General features: G+C 55.8%; 13 protein-coding genes. 4 read left to right on the top strand and 9 right to left on the bottom strand.

Going from position 1 to position 18,552, the window contains the following annotated elements:
• The first annotated feature begins 60 nt into the window (after positions 1-60).
• The gene (gene uvrB / locus FYC48_RS23690; protein ID WP_149499271.1) at positions 61-2,193 is read left to right on the top strand and encodes an excinuclease ABC subunit UvrB; all 2,133 of its coding nucleotides are present in this window, start codon (positions 61-63) and stop codon (positions 2,191-2,193) included.
• A gap of 89 nt (positions 2,194-2,282) precedes the next feature.
• Here the strand turns inward: uvrB and FYC48_RS23685 are convergent, their stop codons facing one another.
• Complete coding sequence (locus tag FYC48_RS23685; RefSeq protein WP_149499270.1) at positions 2,283-5,192, bottom strand: 2-oxoglutarate dehydrogenase E1 component; 2,910 nt, start codon at positions 5,190-5,192, stop codon at positions 2,283-2,285.
• A 542-nt stretch (positions 5,193-5,734) separates the two neighbouring features.
• Here FYC48_RS23685 and FYC48_RS23680 point away from each other — a divergent pair.
• Positions 5,735-6,637 (top strand): hypothetical protein, encoded by a 903-nt coding sequence (locus tag FYC48_RS23680; RefSeq protein ID WP_149499269.1) that lies wholly within the window; start codon positions 5,735-5,737, stop codon positions 6,635-6,637.
• 161 nt (positions 6,638-6,798) lie between these two features.
• Positions 6,799-9,192 carry a cytochrome c3 family protein gene (locus FYC48_RS23675; protein ID WP_230774462.1) on the top strand — a complete coding sequence of 798 codons (2,394 nt, stop codon included), beginning with the start codon at positions 6,799-6,801 and terminating at the stop codon, positions 9,190-9,192.
• A 136-nt stretch (positions 9,193-9,328) separates the two neighbouring features.
• Here FYC48_RS23675 and FYC48_RS23670 read toward each other — a convergent pair whose 3' ends face one another.
• The 3 genes from FYC48_RS23670 to FYC48_RS23660 all read right to left on the bottom strand — a co-directional run bounded on the left by FYC48_RS23670 (position 9,329) and on the right by FYC48_RS23660 (position 12,088).
• On the bottom strand, positions 9,329-9,769 hold the full coding sequence (locus FYC48_RS23670; RefSeq protein ID WP_200836688.1) for a TM2 domain-containing protein: 441 nt from the start codon (positions 9,767-9,769) through the stop codon (positions 9,329-9,331).
• A gap of 339 nt (positions 9,770-10,108) precedes the next feature.
• Positions 10,109-11,152 (bottom strand): hypothetical protein, encoded by a 1,044-nt coding sequence (locus FYC48_RS23665; protein ID WP_149499268.1) that lies wholly within the window; start codon positions 11,150-11,152, stop codon positions 10,109-10,111.
• 348 nt (positions 11,153-11,500) lie between these two features.
• Positions 11,501-12,088 (bottom strand): hypothetical protein, encoded by a 588-nt coding sequence (locus FYC48_RS23660; RefSeq protein WP_235034394.1) that lies wholly within the window; start codon positions 12,086-12,088, stop codon positions 11,501-11,503.
• A 312-nt stretch (positions 12,089-12,400) separates the two neighbouring features.
• On the opposite strand from FYC48_RS23660, the gene FYC48_RS23655 reads away from it, so the two are divergent.
• On the top strand, positions 12,401-13,387 hold the full coding sequence (locus FYC48_RS23655) for a hypothetical protein (protein ID WP_149499267.1): 987 nt from the start codon (positions 12,401-12,403) through the stop codon (positions 13,385-13,387).
• 139 nt (positions 13,388-13,526) lie between these two features.
• Here FYC48_RS23655 and FYC48_RS23650 read toward each other — a convergent pair whose 3' ends face one another.
• The 5 genes from FYC48_RS23650 to FYC48_RS23630 form a co-directional block, all read right to left on the bottom strand.
• A complete protein-coding gene (locus tag FYC48_RS23650; RefSeq protein WP_149499266.1) occupies positions 13,527-13,937 on the bottom strand; it encodes a hypothetical protein in 411 nt (136 codons plus the stop codon).
• A complete protein-coding gene (locus tag FYC48_RS23645; RefSeq protein ID WP_149499265.1) occupies positions 13,934-15,028 on the bottom strand; it encodes a hypothetical protein in 1,095 nt (364 codons plus the stop codon). Before FYC48_RS23645 ends, FYC48_RS23650 begins: the two co-directional genes overlap by 4 nt.
• A 280-nt stretch (positions 15,029-15,308) precedes the next feature.
• Positions 15,309-15,584, bottom strand: a complete 276-nt coding sequence (locus tag FYC48_RS23640) for a DNA-directed RNA polymerase subunit alpha C-terminal domain-containing protein (protein WP_149499264.1) — start codon at positions 15,582-15,584, stop codon at positions 15,309-15,311.
• 270 nt (positions 15,585-15,854) lie between these two features.
• The gene (locus FYC48_RS23635; RefSeq protein ID WP_149499263.1) at positions 15,855-16,487 is read right to left on the bottom strand and encodes a response regulator; all 633 of its coding nucleotides are present in this window, start codon (positions 16,485-16,487) and stop codon (positions 15,855-15,857) included.
• 855 nt (positions 16,488-17,342) lie between these two features.
• Positions 17,343-18,296 carry a YdcF family protein gene (locus FYC48_RS23630; protein ID WP_149499262.1) on the bottom strand — a complete coding sequence of 318 codons (954 nt, stop codon included), beginning with the start codon at positions 18,294-18,296 and terminating at the stop codon, positions 17,343-17,345.
• Between the last annotated feature and the right edge of the window lie 256 nt (positions 18,297-18,552).

Genomic DNA, 18,552 nt, shown 5'->3' with positions numbered 1-18,552 from the left:
CAGGGACTGTGCTTTTCGTGATAATCCAGCAACAGATTCCTCATTGGCGAAGGTTCCAAGATGATTTCCGAAGGCAAGAACACGAAGTCGCACCCGGCGGCTGAGTTTCACCTTAGCAGCGCGTTTGCACCGGCGGGTGATCAGCCGCAGGCCATCGAAAAGCTAACCCGTGGCATCCTATCGGGTAAATCAGCTCAGGTTCTGCTGGGGGCGACGGGAACGGGAAAGACGTTCACAATGGCCAACGTCATCGCCAACGTCGGGCGCCCGGCGCTGGTGCTAAGCCATAACAAGACACTTGCCGCCCAGCTTTACAGCGAGTTTAAGGAGTTCTTCCCCGAGAACGCGGTCCACTATTTCGTCAGCTACTACGACTACTACCAGCCAGAAGCCTACATACCGCAGCGCGATGTCTACATCGAGAAGGACGCGTCGATCAACGAAGAAATCGACCGATTGCGACTTGCCACGACTAGCTCTTTGGTCAGCCGACGCGATGTCGTGATCGTGGCCTCGGTCAGTAGCATTTATGGCCTTGGTTCTCCCGACGATTACAAACAGTTAGTCGTCTCGCTCACGGTCGGCGAAACCATTCGGCGTGATCATTTGCTTCTAAAGCTCGTCGACGTCCTCTACGAACGCAATGACATGGCCTTCGAGCGAGGGAAATTTCGGGTGCGGGGTGACAGCGTGGAACTCTGGCCAAGCTACGAAGAATTCGCCTACCGCATTGAAATGTGGGGCGATCAGATCGAAAAAATCTCGTTAATCAAACCGGTATCCGGGGAAACGATCAAGACGGTTTCGCAACTCTTTATCTATCCGGCCAAGCACTTTGTGATGCCCGAGGATCGAATCCGACGGGCGATCGCGGTGATTCGTGCGGAACTGAAAATGCAGCTCGAAAAATTCGAAAAGGAAGGCAAACTACTCGAAGCTCAGCGACTTTCGGCTCGGACACGTTTTGACCTCGAGATGATGGCCGAAGTAGGACATTGCCCGGGTGTGGAGAATTACTCAAGACCGCTCTCCGGCAAGCCCCCCGGCGCAACCCCCGACACGCTGTACAGCTTCTTTCCGGATGACTTCGTAACGTTCGTTGACGAATCTCATGTGACAGTCCCCCAAGTTCGCGCGATGTATGCCGGTGACCGCAGCCGAAAATTGACCTTGGTCGACCATGGATTCCGATTGCCCAGTGCACTCGACAATCGCCCGCTGAAGTTTGAAGAATGGGAAGCCCGCACGGGACAAATTTGCTTTGTCAGCGCAACGCCTAGCGACTACGAACTCGAACGGACCGGTGGCGAAGTGGTGGAACAAATCATTCGTCCCACCGGCTTGCTTGATCCTGAAATCGAAATTGTTTCCGCCCGCGGACAAGTCAATCATCTGGTCGGCGAGATCCGCGCCCGTGCCGAACGTGACGAACGTGTCCTGGTGACCGCACTGACCAAACGGCTTGCCGAGGACCTGTCGACGTTTCTTCAAGAACAGAACATTCGTTGCCGCTGGCTCCATAGCGAACTCAACGCATTCGAACGAGTCGATTTGCTTCAGGAATTGCGATCCGGCCAGTTCGATTGCTTGGTCGGCGTGAACCTGCTTCGCGAAGGCTTGGACCTTCCCGAAGTCTCCCTGGTCGCGATCCTGGACGCTGATAAAGAAGGTTTCTTGCGCAGCGAAACAAGTCTGATCCAAACCATCGGGCGTGCCGCGCGGAACGCGAATAGCAAGGTCATTCTGTATGCCGATTCGGTGACCGAGTCGATGCGGTTGGCGATAGACGAAACCGAACGGAGGCGGGCGCTGCAAATCGCCTACAACGAAGAACACGGCATCACTCCCGAAACGGTCCGCAAGCGGATTAAGTCGGGGATCGAGTCCGAAGCTGCGAAGCGGCGTCAAACCAACGCGGCTGCGCAAGAAGAGTCCGATGCGACCTACATTACCATCGAGTTTATCGAAGAACTCGAACGCGAAATGCTGGCCGCGGCCGAAGACCTAGAGTTCGAGCGTGCCGCTCAACTTCGTGATCGCGTCTTACAACTAAAAGACAACCTCGGCAAACCGTTGTCAGAGGTAGAGTTCGAGAAAACCAGTTCAACCGGTGGTGGGCGCAATCAACGCCGCAAAGGGGCAAGAGGCACGGCCAAGGGGCGCGGAAAAATCCCCCGCCCCAAACGCGGCTGATAGAACGATCGCCGCGGAGACGTGACGCGGTATTGGCCTGCAGTTAACGCCGGCTGCTGGTCAAACGCCGCCCGCGTCGTGTCTGTTGATCAGCTTAGGCCATCGAATGCGGCTTCGATCAATTCGCGTTGCTCTAAAACGTGCGCGGCCATGCTTCCGGTGCTGGGGCTTGCCGATTCGGCGCGCGTCACGGGTTTGAGATTAAACCCGGCAGCATTGAGGTCATCGCCGAAGTGTAACTTGACGTAGGGCCATGTCCCCATGTTCAACGGTTCGTCCTGAACAAAATAGACATCGGTGTTGCGACCGGCGCCGTCGAGCGACGCGATCAGTTCTTCGCTACTGAGCGGATAAAGTTGTTCAACTCGGACAATGGAAACGTCGTGACGACCGAGTTCATCGCGATGCTTTTTCAAGTCATAGTAGACTTTTCCCGTGCACAGCATGACACGTTTCGCGTCCTTGACGCTGACATTTGGATCTTGCAGGATTTTCTGAAAACGGCCACCCGCGATATCACTCCGGTCACTGATGACTTCGGGATGACGCAGCAAGCTCTTGGGCGTCAGCACCACCAGCGGTTTACGCCACTTGCGAATCACTTGTCGGCGCAGGAGGTGGAAGTACTGTGCCGGCGTGGTCGGCTGACAAACCTGGATGTTGTGTTCGGCGCTCATCGCCAAGAATCGCTCAACACGTGCGCTACAGTGTTCCGGTCCTTGCCCCTCGAACCCGTGCGGCAATAGCATCACCAAGCCGCTAAGGCGATTCCATTTGTCTTCTGCACTGGCGATGAATTGATCCACGATCACTTGAGCACAGTTCCAGAAGTCACCGAACTGCGCTTCCCAAAGAACCAAATCATTGGGGGCGTCGAGCGAGTAACCGTATTCGAACCCAAGGACCCCGGCTTCGCTCAGCGGGCTATTGTGAATTTCGATACTGACGTCGCCATGTGCGAGGCCGGAGAGCGGCATGAATGTCTCACCGGATTTCACGTCATGCTGGACGGCATGCCGCTGCGAGAACGTTCCTCGCTGGCAATCCTGACCGGTCAAGCGAACCGAGTGTCCGCCGGAAAGCAGTGTCGCAAAGGCCGCGAGCTCTGCGGTCGCCCAGTCGAATGGCAATTCCCCCATCGCCATCTTGCGACGGTTGGCGATCAAACGTTTCAGCTTTTTGTGTGGCGAGAATTCATCGGGCAGGCGAGTGGCTTGATCGACCAGATCGCCGAGCTGTTCTTCGTCGAACGTCGTGTCGGTTAGTTCAACCGGCTCGGGTCCGCCGAAGAACTCTGCCCAACCGGCCGCCAGTGTCTGCGTATCTGGAACAAAAGGTTCGTGTTGACTGGCTTCGAATTCGGACTCGAGTTTCTCAGTTCGCTTCTGCTGAATCTCCTCGGCGTCGGCATCGGTGATTTTGCCGAGCGTTTTGAGACTGTTGAGGTACTGCTCACGAACGCTGGGCCGCTGATCAATGGTGGCGTACATCCGCGGTTGAGTGAATCGCGGTTCGTCGCCTTCGTTGTGCCCCCAGCGGCGATATGCGTAGAGATCGATGACCACGTCGCGTTGAAATTCGTTACGGAAATCCATCGCAAGCGAGACGACCTGGGCGACCGCTTCGGGGTCTTCGCCGTTGACATGAAAGATCGGAATTTGCAGCATCTTGGCAACGTCGGTCGCATAAGTCGTGCTGCGTCCAGAGTCTGGTTCGGTGGTAAAGCCGACTTGATTGTTGATCACGATATGGACGGTTCCGCCGACACGATAGCCCTTCAATTGGCTGAGGTTCAGCGTTTCTTGCACGATGCCTTCACCCGCAAAGGCGGCATCGCCATGAATCAACATCGTCATCACTTCGCGGCGATTCTGGTCGCCACGGTGATCTTGTTTGCAACGAGTCCGCCCCATTGCGACGGTGTTGACAAATTCAAGGTGACTGGGGTTGAAACACAACGAAATGTGAAGATGATCGCCGCGAGCCGTTTTCCAGTCGCTGCTATAACCGAGGTGATAACGGACGTCGCCGCCGCCACGATTCATTTCGGGGTTCGGATCGTCAAACGACCAAAAAATGTTCATCGCCCGTTTCTTGAGGATGTTCGCCATCACGTTCAAGCGACCGCGGTGTGCCATCCCCATGACCACTTCTTTGACGCCATGTTCGCCGGCCTTCTCGAGTGAAAGGTCGATCATCGGAATCAGCGTTTCGGCACCTTCGAGCGAGAACGTTTTCGCACCGACAAATTTACGGCGAACGAATTCTTCGAAGATCGAGGCGTCTGCCAAACGCGCATAAATCCGGCGTTGTTTCTCTCGCGACAATTCCAGCCGATTTTCAGTGCTTTCCATGCGCTGTTGAAGCCAATCGCGAATATTGCGATTGTCGATGTGCATGAATTGTGCGCCGATCGAGCGACAGTACGTGTTTTGTAGCTTGGTCAAAATCGCGTCGAGCGTGTCACCTTTGACATGCTCGACCGCCGAGGAACCGAGCTGACGCTGCAGATCGGTCTCGCTGAGCCCATATCGCTTCGGGCTTAGCTCTGGTGGCGCGGCACGATCGATGCCCAACGGGTCAAGCTGCGCTCGGAGGTGACCGCGAACGCGGTACTCACGAACCAATTGGTTGACGCGGTCTTGCATCCGCGACATCCACAACGCTTGGTCAGTCGCCTGATCTCCCGTCGATCCTTTGGCTGCCCTGGCGATCGAAGCACCAATTGAGGGACTGATGCTGTCACGTGCGGGTGGACTAGCGACGGCCGTCCGTTGACCATTCCCGCCTGCGGCCGTCTGAGTTCGAGTGCTCGCACCACTGGCCGCTGCTGACGAACTGCTCGCCGACGAACTGATTGTTGCCGATTTCTTTCCCTGGCTCGGCGAAACGACCATGAACTGTTCAAAGTACTGTTGCCAAGTCTCTGGGACACTGTCAGGGTCCTGGACATATTGGACATACAAATCATCGATGTAGTCCAAGCTAAACGTATTCATATCAACCGATGCCGATTACGAATGTCGTCGTTCGCATGATCGCGTCGACGAGCGTTCTTTTTTGACGGAGCGAATTGCGATCAGTGTTGCGGGAACAAAATGAAGCTTGCTTGAACGATCGAAGCCAAACGCGTGAGCGCGAGACTCTCGGTACCTCCTTCGCTCATGCGTCGGATTTCCAAGCGAGGTCAATTCATTACCACGTCACCAAGTCGCGGACCATGGGCGGGCGAAAACCGACGCGATCACGACGTTCCGGGCGTCTTGTCGTGACGATTGTCAGTCTAGAACTCCTTTGATTGATCGTCACCTATCCGGCGACGCCCCACACATCGTTTTCTCCAAAATTCCCAAGTCGTCTTTTCGATTTCAGTTTGTGCCGGTTCCCAGCATTCAACGAGGGCGTTTGGCCCATAAGTTTCCGCCGTATCTCCTCTGTATCTCTTGCGGTGTCGCTCGCAGTTTCCTTGTTGGCCGACCACCGCCTATCAGGTTATCTTAAGTGCCAGGAAAGTGTTTGATACCGCTCATGGAGGCTCACGATGCGATCGACGACTCACGCGAAACGACCGATTCAGTACCTCACTGGAAATCCATTGCGATTGGCAGCGATATTATTGGGGCTGCAAGGTTTCGCGTTCCCCGCCGAGCATTTGTTCGTGATGGCGGACGACGGATTGGCCAAGACGATCGATGACGCGACGAGTCCGACGTCGTCGAAACGAGAATATCCCGGGCACGTTGGACAGTTGGCCGCCTCGCAAGAGCAAACCGCGTCTCAAGAACGTCCGCCCGCGGCAGCGAAACAGCGGCACGCAAATGCCGACAAGACGGAAAATCGAGACTCACGAGGGCAGGCCCCATCAGCGACGAGGCGACCTGCCGCACCGGTTCCGACACCGAACGGCAAGGTGATTACAATGCCCAAAGGGGTCGAACCGCCAATGCCCGAGATCTCTGATAGCCCTGCGATCGAAGACGCCATTCGCAAAGAACTGGAATCTCCGTATTCGGTCGGCCCGATCGGCAATCCGATGGTCGGTGACGTGATTGATGTGATCCGCGGTCGACAAAGTGTCCTGACCGGATCCCTATTGGACGAATTGTCACGCCGTCCCGATCGCCTACTTAATGATTCCTCCGTTACCACCGAGTCGGTTTCAGAGCGGCAAACGCTCCGCCGGGCCAGTCAACTGGACCAAAAAGCCCACGCCGCAGAAAATTTGCTCAAAGCCGCTCGGTTACTTGCCAAAGTGTCGCCCGAGGATGATCATCGCCGAAACCTGATCCGACAGATGCGTATCGAAGCGGCTCGCCTGCTCGGTGATTTCGGCGTAGGCCATCACGGTTTCGCCAACGAAGATGCCGGCGGTCGAAACTCGGCGATGCCACATGACAACAATGGCGTTGTGTCACCTACTTCGCGACCGGCGTCCGATCAGTAACATCTCTCCTTCCGTCTTTCTCCCACCGCCGCGACGATCGTCGCCCCGATTCATTGTCAGCACGTCGTCCCAAGAAGCAACGTCCGTCCGCGAAGTCGGCTTCGAAAAAACAAACGCCCGTCCGGCCCGAGGATTCTCGAGCGAGTACTGGCGACTCTTCCGTGGACGATGCGTCCCATTCGATTCAAAGCGAGCCGGATGGGTCCGCCGCGACCGCAGCGGACCAGTCTGTAGCGGGAAATGTTTCGCCCCGGCGTCGTCAGTATCGGCGTTTTCCTCGTTGGGCAATGGTCGCGATCGCCATCGTCCTGGTCGCCGCCGGAGGGGTGTTCGCCGACTACTGGACGGCCCGCCCCGAGGGAATTACGCCGTCGTTTATCGGCCGCGATTCCTGTGCCCAATGCCACCAGGAACAGACCGAGGCATTTCACGGATCCGACCATGACAAAGCCATGGATGTGGCGACCGATGAAACCGTCCTTGGCGATTTCAACGATGTGACGTTTGAGCATGACGGACTTCACAATCGTCTATTCCGAGACGGTGACCGGTTCATGGTTCACACCGAAGGCGAAGACGGTGAAATGCAAGACTTCGAAGTCAAATACGTTTTCGGCGTCTATCCGCTGCAGCAGTACATGGTCGAGTTTGATCGTCATGAATCATCGGAGGCCTGCGAAGTCGCCCGATTGCAAGTACTGCGAATTTCCTGGGATAGTCGGGACAATCGTTGGTTCTACTTACGTCCACCGGACGTGACCGAAAAACTCTCGGCCGACGATCCCCTGCACTGGACCGGGATCGCACAGCGTTGGCAGACGATGTGTGCCGATTGCCACTCGACGAACTTGAAGCACAACTTCAATTCGGACACGGTCACTTACCACACAACGTTCTCAGAGATCGACGTTAGTTGCGAGGCATGCCACGGCCCGGCTTCATTGCACGTCGAACTCGCCAACGAAAAGTCACTGTTTTGGGACCGCCGCTACGGCTACGGATTGGTCAACCAACTCAAAGGCGATGACCCTGAACCACAACTGCAAACCTGCGCGCCCTGCCATAGCCGCCGGGCCGTGATGGATGATCGGGGAACCGGTGGCCCGAACTTTTGCGATCACTACCGCTTGGAAACGCTGGGTGAAATGACGTATCACGGCGACGGTCAAATCAAAGACGAGGACTACGTGTACGGATCGTTTATCCAAAGCAAGATGTACCACAAGGACATTCGCTGTACCGACTGTCACGACCCCCATTCGCTCAAGCTAAAGCACCCGGGCAACCAAACCTGCACGTCGTGCCACCAACACCCTGCCGGTAAATACGACGTCGTTTCACACCATCACCATGCGCCCGGCAGCGAAGGGGCAAAGTGCGTCAACTGCCACATGCCCGAAACGACGTACATGGATGTAGATCCAAGACGGGACCATAGCATCCGTATTCCCCGTCCTGACTTGTCAGTTCGATTGGGCACCCCGAACGCTTGCAGTCGATGCCATGTCAACGATCGACTTGACGAAATTGCCCCCGAACACCGTGATGAGTTCGCGGCGAAGGAATATGCCCAATGGCTGAGTGCGGCCGAAGCGGATGCCGAACAAACGATCGGCAAGAACGAACAATCACTGCAGGATCTGATCAGCCAAACGGATCAGTGGTGTGACCAAGCCTGCGAACAGTGGTACGGCGACAACCGCAAGCAAGAAGAACATTTCGCCGAAGCCTTGGTACCTCTGCGACGGGGCGATCGCGATGGAATTCGAAGGGCGATCGAGTTTCTCTCGTACACCGATCACCGCGCACCGGCAATCGCCAAGGCGACGCTGATTGAGGAGTTGGCTCGCCAAGGCGTGCGTGGATTGCCTAACGTCGTCAACTCCATTCTGGATGATCCATCCGCACACCCGCTGGTGCGTTCGAGTGCGGCTTCGGTGTTGCCTTCGACGGGCTCCTCGCAAACTCGCAAACAGCTTGTCAAACTACTCGATGATCCGACCCGATTGGTTCGTTCAACCGCGGCACAAGCACTGGTTCATTCACCAGTCTTGCCACAACTCAGTCGCGAGGAACGCTCGAAGCTTGAAGTCGCACTCGAGGAAGTTCATCAAGAGTTGATGGTTTCCGCAGACCGATCGGGAGCCCACCTAGGCTGGGGAATCATTTGCGAGCGTTTAGGGAGAATTCCCGAGGCGGTGAAGGCGTATCAAACGGCGATCCGTGTCGAACCGCGGACGACGGGGCCGCACGCCAACTTGGCATCCCTATATGAACGGATCGCCGGCAGTGTTCCTCCCGAAGAAGGCGAGCGTTACCAACAGGCCGCCACAAAGTTACGCGACCAAAATCTCGAACTACTTGCGCGAGATGCCAAGCTGGCCCCAGAAATCGCCCCCGTTCAATTTCAGTACGGGCTCGCGCTTTACCTCGACGGGCAGCTTGACGCCGCGCTCGCACAGCTTCAACTGGCATCCGAGCTGGCTCCCGAGAACGCCCAATTCAAAGTCGTCTACGAAGAATTGAAGGCGAAGCTACAAGCCGAACGCCAGTAATCGCGGCATCCGAGATTGACAGCGATCATCGCGGAGTCAGTCTTCCGGCTCTCCTCAGGCATCGCCGGGCGACCAGAAGTATTCACCGTAACCGTATTCACGGCGACCTGCCAGGACTTTCCACAACCGCTACTCGCTACCAGCGATTTAGCTCATCAATCTGCTCGTTTAGCGTTAAGAGGTCGTAGACTACGCCGACCCCCAGTAACCCGCCGGTTAGCAGATACAAAACGCCGGTAAAAATCTTCCCCATGTACAAACGGTGAACGCCAAACACTCCAAGGAAGGTGAACAATCCCCAGGCGAGCGTGTAATCAATCTCGCCCGGACGGTAACGCTGGTCAGACTCTTCGGTCATCGCCGGGATTAAGAAAAGGTCGATGATCCAACCGACCAGCAATAGCCCACCGGTGAAGAAATAGATTGCCCCGGTCACCGGTCGCCCCAGATAGAATCGGTGAGCGCCGAAGATGCCGAGGATCCAAAACAAGTAAGCCACCAACGTCAGGTGCGTCGGCGGTGCGGGAACGGCGACCGAGGAGGTTGGGTGCTGATAGGCGTCAGTGTAGGTATGCATGGAGACCAATACTGCGTAGCGAAACGACGTTCACGAAGGCGAAACTATTGGCCACTCTGATTCCCGTGGTCAGCGGACGGGCACTTACAAGGCTCCAACAGCGTTGTAGCTGACGCCACGAATCGATCCGAAAAACAAAACTGGCACTTCGTAGTCTCTTGATTCGGATATTCGCAATTCCCGTTCCGATCTTGGACTGACGCGGTGTTTTTTTATGAATCGATGAAGGCCATCCGGCTGATGGCAAACCTATTCCGCGGTAACCGTGGCTAACGCCAATCGGCACACCTCGCGAATAGGGATGTGGAATAGTGAGAGCTTCGAATCAGCGGTTGCTCACTACTCAAACCCACGGAACTGCAGCGGAGTTGTGACGTCATCCTGGTAGCCTTCTCGCTTAAAACCTACGGGACTGATCGATGGAGACGCCGAAGGCATTGGTGGCGGCACCACGTTCGTCATCGGCGGTAGTGTTGTCGTTGGCAACGACGGGGAAACCGCGAGCGGACTGATCGTGGTCAAGTCCACGACTTTACCGGCTCCCTGCGGGATGACAAAAAGATTTGGATCACCACTCAAGATTTGATTCACCACGTAGGTTCCGACTTCGATTTGCATTTCCAAGGGATCACCCGCAGCCGGGATTAAGCGAAATCGCACCGTGTGGGGCAACGAACATCCTTGATCGGCATAGAACTGATGGTTGGACGCATGGCTTTCGGCAATCAACTGTCCCGTCGGCGAGTACACGTACTGGTCGATGACATGTCCGCGCTCCGGATCAATGGTGTAGAAACGCCGAAAAACGCCCGCCGGCATCGCAACGGCGGCTTGCAATACGAGCTTTCCGTCACCACTCATTTGAATCGGCTGATCGATCTGAGCCCGGTCGATTTGCGCTAGCCCCAAAGAATCCATGAGCCAGGTGGGATCGACCGGAAGGACGGCGCGGTTGAGTTGGGCTTGGAATTGATCGTGCCGAGCGTAGTAGAGCGTGCGGCTGAAGTCTTCGGGGACTTCAAACCAAAACAAATCGTTGTTGCTCCCGATATCGAGATCGGACCCCATCACGAAGGGTAGTCGGGCGCGAAGCCGGAAGTCACGGTCACGACGTAGGCTAACAGTTGCCGAAAGCTGGGGAAGTGCCGGCATCGAGATCACGTCGACGCTCGCCGTGTTGGTCGAGAGTTCTCGGACAGCCCCGGTCCTGTTGACCGCCGCGATGACGGCTTCGACCGTTGGCGCCGACGACAAGACCGTAGGCGGCGGAGGAAGCGTAAGAACACGATTGTGCTGTGAACAACTTGCACCGCCGGAAACAAAACCTACCGAGATCCACATCAATAGCAGGAGAAAACGCATCCTTGCGTTCTGGTGGAGCATCGCGGTTTCCTGGTGTAACGTCAGCTTTGGTTATTGGGGGGCGACCGAAAATCGATAGGTGATCATTCTCCACGCCGGGCCGCTTCGAGCCTCTGTGAACGCAAATAGCAAGTCCCACACGCCTGATGCGAGATCAATCCGGCTTCGAAAGCAAAGATTCAGCCGTTTGATTTGCGTCGCATGCGTTGCTTGAGTGCTTTGTCCGCCTTTGATTTTAGGATTAGCCGCATGGCGTTAGCCACGGTCTTGGTGCAGCAACCGGGGCGGACGCCCGTCGACTAAAGACTCGCACCCGAATCCTGAATTGGAACAAGACACTAAATCTCCGGTGCCTTCACTGATCGTCCTTCACTGATCGTCTTCGCTTGCTTCACAGTACAGCAGGTCGACGAGGGCTTCGCTAAGCGATTCGGATTCTTGTTTGCTGATCTTGCACTCCATGATGTCCAATGTCGTGCCATCATCGATGACCTCAAACTGCAAAAACTTGACCCCTTCCGCATCATGGTCACCGGGGGCCGAGTCCAGCATCCGAAGCACTCGGCGTCGCAGCAACGTCAACGCCAAGAGAAACCGCAGCTTCACGCGCTCCGGTTCCGACTCCATCTGACGCAACAAGTCGATCAGCACCTCGCGCGGCGCAAGGACTAATTTCCGTTCGCCGTTGAGTGGCATCTGGCACTTCCAAAACCCAACCGATCCCTCAGGTGGCGACTCCCACGCGTCGGCGGAGTAATCGCGACGCTGGTAGCCTTTTTCACCGGCGATGACAACCGAGTAGTACCACTCGCCCTCTTTCAACGGTCGTTGTTGAACGTAGCACTGACGGCTACTTCGGCTAACTTTGTACTCTTCCAACATGCGTGGAACGATCTTTCCGTTGAGATTGTTGTTGATTCCTGGTAGCGGTGCCCAAGTGCAAATCTTGGCCCACACGAGTATTCCGTTGTCACTTCAAAGTTTCGTTGTGATCGATCAGACGCATGGCGTTAGCTGCGGTTTCGGTGCAGTAACCGGGGCGGACGCCCTTCGGCCGATGAGCTGAACCCAAACAGTTGATTTAGACGAAGCACTAGCTTTTAGCAAAGACGTTCGCGGGAAGCGAGAGATCTACGGCCAAATTAGAGCCAGCCCGCATCGCAATCAAATCACCACCACCGTCCACTCCGCGAATGCGATCTCTTCCACTACTCTATTGGATCACCCCACAGAACTCGCAACTACTGGACGAAAGGCCTTTACAGCAGGATGTTACTGATCGCAACGGACGAGGCCGGATACGGGCCCAAACTGGGCCCGTTTGTCGTTGCCGCTACGGCGTGGCGCCTGGATGACCATGCATGGAAAGCCGCCCAGGACGCCTTTGGTCCGTATCGAGAGCCAATCCAGATCGACTCTTCACGTGTCCTCATCGACGATTCTAAAGCCGTATTCCAGCCCGCCAGCCGCACATCATCGAATTTGCTGCAGGCTGATCACAGACGGCCACCTTACCATGTGTTGCAGTGGGTCACGTCGGCCGGTTGGCGGTGTGTTCATCCGGAGCGAAGCTTTCTGGATCTGACCAAAGAATTAGCGTCCCTTGACCATCAATCGTTATCGTGTCGACCTTGGTTGCAAACGTTGACGGACCAGACGCTGGAGATCGAAGATAGCGATACGATTGTTCGGCATTGGCGGCACGCCGGTGCTCAGCTGATCGGGATCAGGACACGTGTGATTGACGCCGGGCGTTTTAATGCGTTGTGTGATGCAGGGTTGAACAAATCAGATATCCTCGGTGACCTCACGCTTCGCCTGACACGAGATTTCCTCGAATCGGACCTTTGTACCGACGATGAGCCGGTGGAAGTGTTTTGCGATCGGCACGGTGGTCGCCGATATTATGCCGGCCCGCTTCAAGCCGCCTTCGATGGAACGTTGGTACAAGTCGTCGAGGAATCCAAACGCGAGAGCCATTACCGGGTCCCCTTCGCTGACCGAGAGTTTGGAATTCGATTCACCGTAAAGGGTGATTCCTTCACACCGGTCGCGTTCTCGTCGATGGTGGCCAAATTTCTACGTGAGAAATCGATGGAATCGTTCAATCGATACTTTCGGGAACAGCACGTCGGACTGGAAAGTTTGCGACCAACCGCCGGATACCCGGTCGATGCCGATCGGTTTCTCGACGACATCGATGAGACCGTTCGACGACTCGGGATCATTCCTCACGAGCTGATTCGCTGTCGTTAGTTGGCTCGCGCGAATACATCCGAAGCAATCAACGTGATCGAAAACGGGGGGTGTCGGTACGGCATCACCTTTCCCCCGGATTCGGGCAGGGGCGGAAGTTGCGGCTGACTTGTCGATTCAGCGATTGCCGCCTTACAGTCTATGGGCAATCACTCGATCGGATCGCGGTCAGGCCGTTTTGGCTGGAGTTGACCGCCACGAGGTAGAATGGCTGGTTCGTTACGATTTCGCGTCCGTTGGTCATGAACAGACGCAGACGGACGCTCCAACGCAGGCGAATTAACCGACCGTGATAACTGAGCGGGGTCGCCGGAAGCACGCAGGAAAGCGATTGCTGGTCGGCCAGACCATGACGGTGGATTTGTTCTTTTTCGAGCCGCTCGAAGTAGTGGACATTTAGGTCCGTATCCCCCTTGCCTTCGGTAAACCAAAGGACGGACACCTCAATCGCCGAAAGGCAATCAAGTGTCACGCGAGAGATCCGCCAGTTGGCTGTCAGCTCACAACCGCCTTCATAAACACCGTCCTCACGGCAGAGCTCGATGCTCACCGCGGGCTGCGTTTCGGCGGCAAACCTGGTGGATGGACGACGACGGGATAACTTCGGCAGAACGATCGCCACGGGCGAGCTTCTCCAGTAACAATGACTTTCCAACGGATGGCGTTGTGCGATCCAACAAAGGAATGCATCACATTGGCAGGTAGGTCAAGTGTGAATTGTTGTTCCCAAGGACGCTGTGGGTCAACTCGAACATCGCGTTCATGACACAATTCCTGAGTGAATACTTCATATTTCTCGACACGAACGTCCGTTCCCTGCCGATAAACCGTCTCTTCTTCGCACGCGACGCGAATTCTTAGTCTTCGGAGACGAAGTTTTCCCGACTGCGAGACAAAAAGTCGGTATCTGCTCCCTGGATAGAGCGGATGATCACTAATTTCGACGATGGTCGCCCCAACACCGACTAGCTTCCGCAACTGAACCAAAAAGTAGCGGAACGACCAATACCCAATCCCCGCAAACGGGATCAGCAAGCCCGTCAGGATGTATCGCGGTTGACCGTGCCAAAACCCCAATACGACCACGGCAAGCAACACAAACCAAACAGTGTTCCAGAGCAATGCGAGCAGCGCAGGGCCGACAAGGTCAGACCCACCGGAGTGTTCGGCGGCCATCCGATAAGTCAGACGCTCGCCTGGACTGTCGGTTAGAAAGTCTCCTCGCGGAACTGACGGCATCCGTTCGATCCCTTCGGTCCCCGGAACAATGATCTCGATCGCCTGGGCCTTCTTGGCCATCGCCGAGCGACGCTCGTGGCTCGCGCCGACACGAAACAATCGATACGCAAAACCGGCACCACCACTCAAAATCGCCGCGACACCGACAATTCCAAAAATCCAACTCGAAAGAGATCCACCGCCCAAATCCGGTTCTTCATCCGTCGGTTCAAAAGCCGCGAGGTCCTGCAGTGGCTTGAGCGAATCCCAAGTCGCCATCTGGTCAATCAGAACCAGCGATAGGACGAAAACCCCAACGAGGAACACGCCGCTAAAAAAAGCGGTTTCCCAAAGCAGGCTTCGCAATTCTGTTCCGACGAAACGCTTCCCCCGTTTCTTGCTCCAAGGACGAGGAAAACGCATAGGTGTCGTGAGCCAGAAAGAATCAAGAAATCAAATGAATGGGGGCGCCGCCAACATTCTAGCGGCACACCTGCGGCTTGTTGACAGGCCCACTCTGGGACAACTCCCCTGGCAACGCACTAGCCGAATCCGCATTGTCCCCTGCCGCGTTGACTGTGCAGCCAATCCAATCACCTTACGCGTCGCACGGAAAATGAAAAACTCCGCAGCCAAAGCATGCGGAGTCAAATTGGATTCGTTGTGAAATCGTGGTCGCGGGGCCAGCGACGGCAAGGCAAAGTTAACGCGGCTGTTCCGGTCGATGACCCGGGCGATAAAAGCCCAGCTCTTCGAGCGCCGAGTAAACTTCCCCCAGTGTCTTTTCACCAAAATTGCTGATCGAAAGCAGTCGCTTCGGAGTTGCTTGAAGAAGATCGCGTACCGTGAAGATGCCGGTTTCTTCCAGACAGTTTGTCGTCCGGACCGACAACCCCATTTCAGCGATGCTCAATTCCAAACGTTCCTGACGCAGCCGAGCTTCTTCTTCAACACGGCTCAGCGGAATTCGAGTGCCCATTCCAAACTCCTTTTGGTGGTGAGTTGCGAGATGGGACCAAAGGTAACGCTGCGCCCTAATGCTGCAACCATCCGCGACCGAATTTCTGTGGTTTTGCAGATCTTCAATTTGCTTTCATTTCCCAACTCGCTGTCTGGTCGGCCAGGGCTCGCTTGACGTTCCTCGTGATTGCGTAAGTCCGAACGCCGCCGCCGCGGGGGGCGCAACAAAAAACGGTTGCCCGGGACTCCAGGACAACCGTTTGAATTTCAATCGTGACGTCGCGTCGAATCAGACGAGGTTTCGGCGGACGGCCCACACGGCGGCTTGCGTTCGATCGGTCACGCCGATCTTTCGCAAGATGTGCTGGACGTGTTCCTTCACCGTCTCGTAGCTGATGCCGAGCATCTTTGCGATCTCTTTATTGGTCAAACCCTGAGCCATTTGACGCAGGACTTCGCTTTCGCGATGCGTCAACGGAACGTCCAGGTCTTGGCTCAATCGCGGCGTTGCCAATGCACCGGTAACGCGGCGGAGTTCTTCGCGGGTCCAAGCCGATTCGCCGCTCGCGGCGGTGTTCAATGCGTCGATCAATCGCTCTTTCGGAGCCGACTTGAGAACATAGCCCGCCGCGCCCAGGGCAACCGCGCGAGCGATGTAGGTGGGATTGTCGTAAGCCGAGTAGAGAACGATCGGCAGATCGGGGTAATCCAGCTTCAAGCGACCAAGCGTATTCAAGCCATCGCCGCCTTCCATCCGAATGTCCATCAGGACGCAATCGGGAGTCGACTTCTCGACTTCGGCGATTGCTTCGGCTGCATTGCAAGCTTCTGCCGCGACAACCAAATCGGTGCCTTCAAGCATCGCTTTAAGGCCCATACGGATCACCAAGTGATCGTCCACCACTAATAGATTCTTACTCATCGTGTTTCCTAGCTCTTTGGGGGGTAAAAGCTTTTCTGGGTTCGAAGAACGGGTCGCAAAGCACAACCGCCGTTCAATAAGTTTGTCTTCGTCGTCTCTGTTCGATTCGACCTCGTTTCCGTTGCACCGACCGGCGGTGCACCACATCCGGATAAGGCATTCTCACCACCCACTACTTGCCCCCCCAAATTTAAAGGTAATCCAACTTGGGGAACGAAGTGGTATCAATGTCTGAGCGCGGTCCAACTTGTCCCACGATCCTCATCCGATCCGCCCTTTCGTCAATCAGCTTTCTGGCGGTATCGGACTGCCCAGATTGGCTGGTTCTATGCGAAAAGCGAACAGTTGTCTTCAAAATTCGTGAAAACTACGAATTTCCGACAGAGTTTATGTTCGCTTGCCGACATTTTTTGTCCATTGGCGGGTAGCCGTCTCGACTTTTCTTAAAAAAACCACCCGATTGCGGCGTCCCGACACCTCAGTCAGGTAAGAAAACCCTCATCGCGATTGACAGTGATACCATTGCGACGAGGGCCCTCTTACAGCGGAAGCCAATCTAACCGGCCTTTTTCGTTCTCTCCACAGGGCCTCCCACTGGGTGATTCTCAAATGACCTGATTGCTCAGTTCACCGGCAATATTTCTCAATCTCATAAGGAAGATTTCTTAGCATCCGCGCAACGCTCCGTCACAGTATTTCTGGGGTACGCTAGGGGAGTCTAATGGACGATTATTTCACCGCCTGAAAGAGCGGCAGACGCGTGCCTTGCCTGATCGGCTGAAATGCGTTGCCCGAAGGCCGACGCTCGGGGGGATCGCTTGAGATTCGAAGCGCGAGGGGACCCCCAACAAGTGACTAACGACCCACCAAATAGGCCAGAAAAGTTTTACAAACAATTGCCATATTTTGTCCCGCTCCGGCACTCGGAACCAACATCCGCGGCGTCCAACCGTCATTGGATGCATTGAAACCGCACGGAATGGGAATGAATTCGATGTCACGAGTTTTTGCCAAACGGAGTGCTCGCTTCATGTGATAGGCGCTGGTGACCAACCCGATACGCGGATTTTTCGCGTCGACCAGGTCCAGCCACTGCTGCGGTGGATCCTCTAGGAACGCCTCGAGCGACTCTATTTCCTGAAACGTATTTTCACCTGGGATGCCAAGGATGATCTCACCGGGAACGCCAATCGATCGCAGCAGCTGGGGGCCGATGATCGACGGATGGTTGTTTCCGATGTGGGCCGAGCCAGTACAGATAATTGATTTGGTCATCCCTGAGTGCCATAGCTGGGCCGTCGTCACTAACCGGTGGCCATCCGGCGAAACCTCGACCCTGTCGAATTGATTTCGCCGCGCGTATCCTCCCAGCAAGACGACCGTATCGAGCGGTCGATCGAGGGCTTCGACGGGATCGCTTTCAGGAATCAGTTCAGTCATTTCATAGAAGGCCCCTGATACCATCGGATTGAAAATAGTGCTGACAAATAGAAACACGAACGCGCACGTCGCCGCGACCCCCTTGTGTTGACAGCGGTACGCCGTGATTGCTCCGATCAGCATGAGCAGCCAAAGTTGCCCGACAGGCATCGCTAGGTCCGTGATCACACGTTCGGCTAAAGCCCGACCGCCGAGGGCCCAGGTCCAGCCGACGACTGTCACCGACAAGCCGCCGGCAACCAGGATCGCAGGAAGTAAACTTCGCTTCCATCCGCATCCGGACACGGAATCCGTGCCTCGGTGCGTTTGGTCGCTGCCGGATGAATCACTCGAAGGGCTCGAAGGGTCGGTGGACAACGGTAGGTTCATCGATAGAGGATGTTTGGGTGTTCAGACGCATGGGGCCGCAGCGGCAATCGCCAACAAAGTGATCGTTCCCCGAAGTGGTTTCAAGCGGTGGCGAAGCGAAGGCCCCCAGCCACGGATCATGAACCAGCCCTACCGTGCTACCGGGCTTGCACCGTAGCACATTGCCGCACAGATAGGCGTCATCGATTGGGAACGCTTGAACTATACTACTGATGCTCTCGCTCGCAGTCCTTGGCACCAAAGTCAACCTCTTTCG

This window comes from Roseiconus lacunae, from assembly GCF_008312935.1.
GTDB classification, from domain to species: domain Bacteria; phylum Planctomycetota; class Planctomycetia; order Pirellulales; family Pirellulaceae; genus Stieleria; species Stieleria lacunae.
Note: the sequence above shows the minus strand (reverse complement) of the source record. Positions and strands in the feature narration are given on the sequence as shown.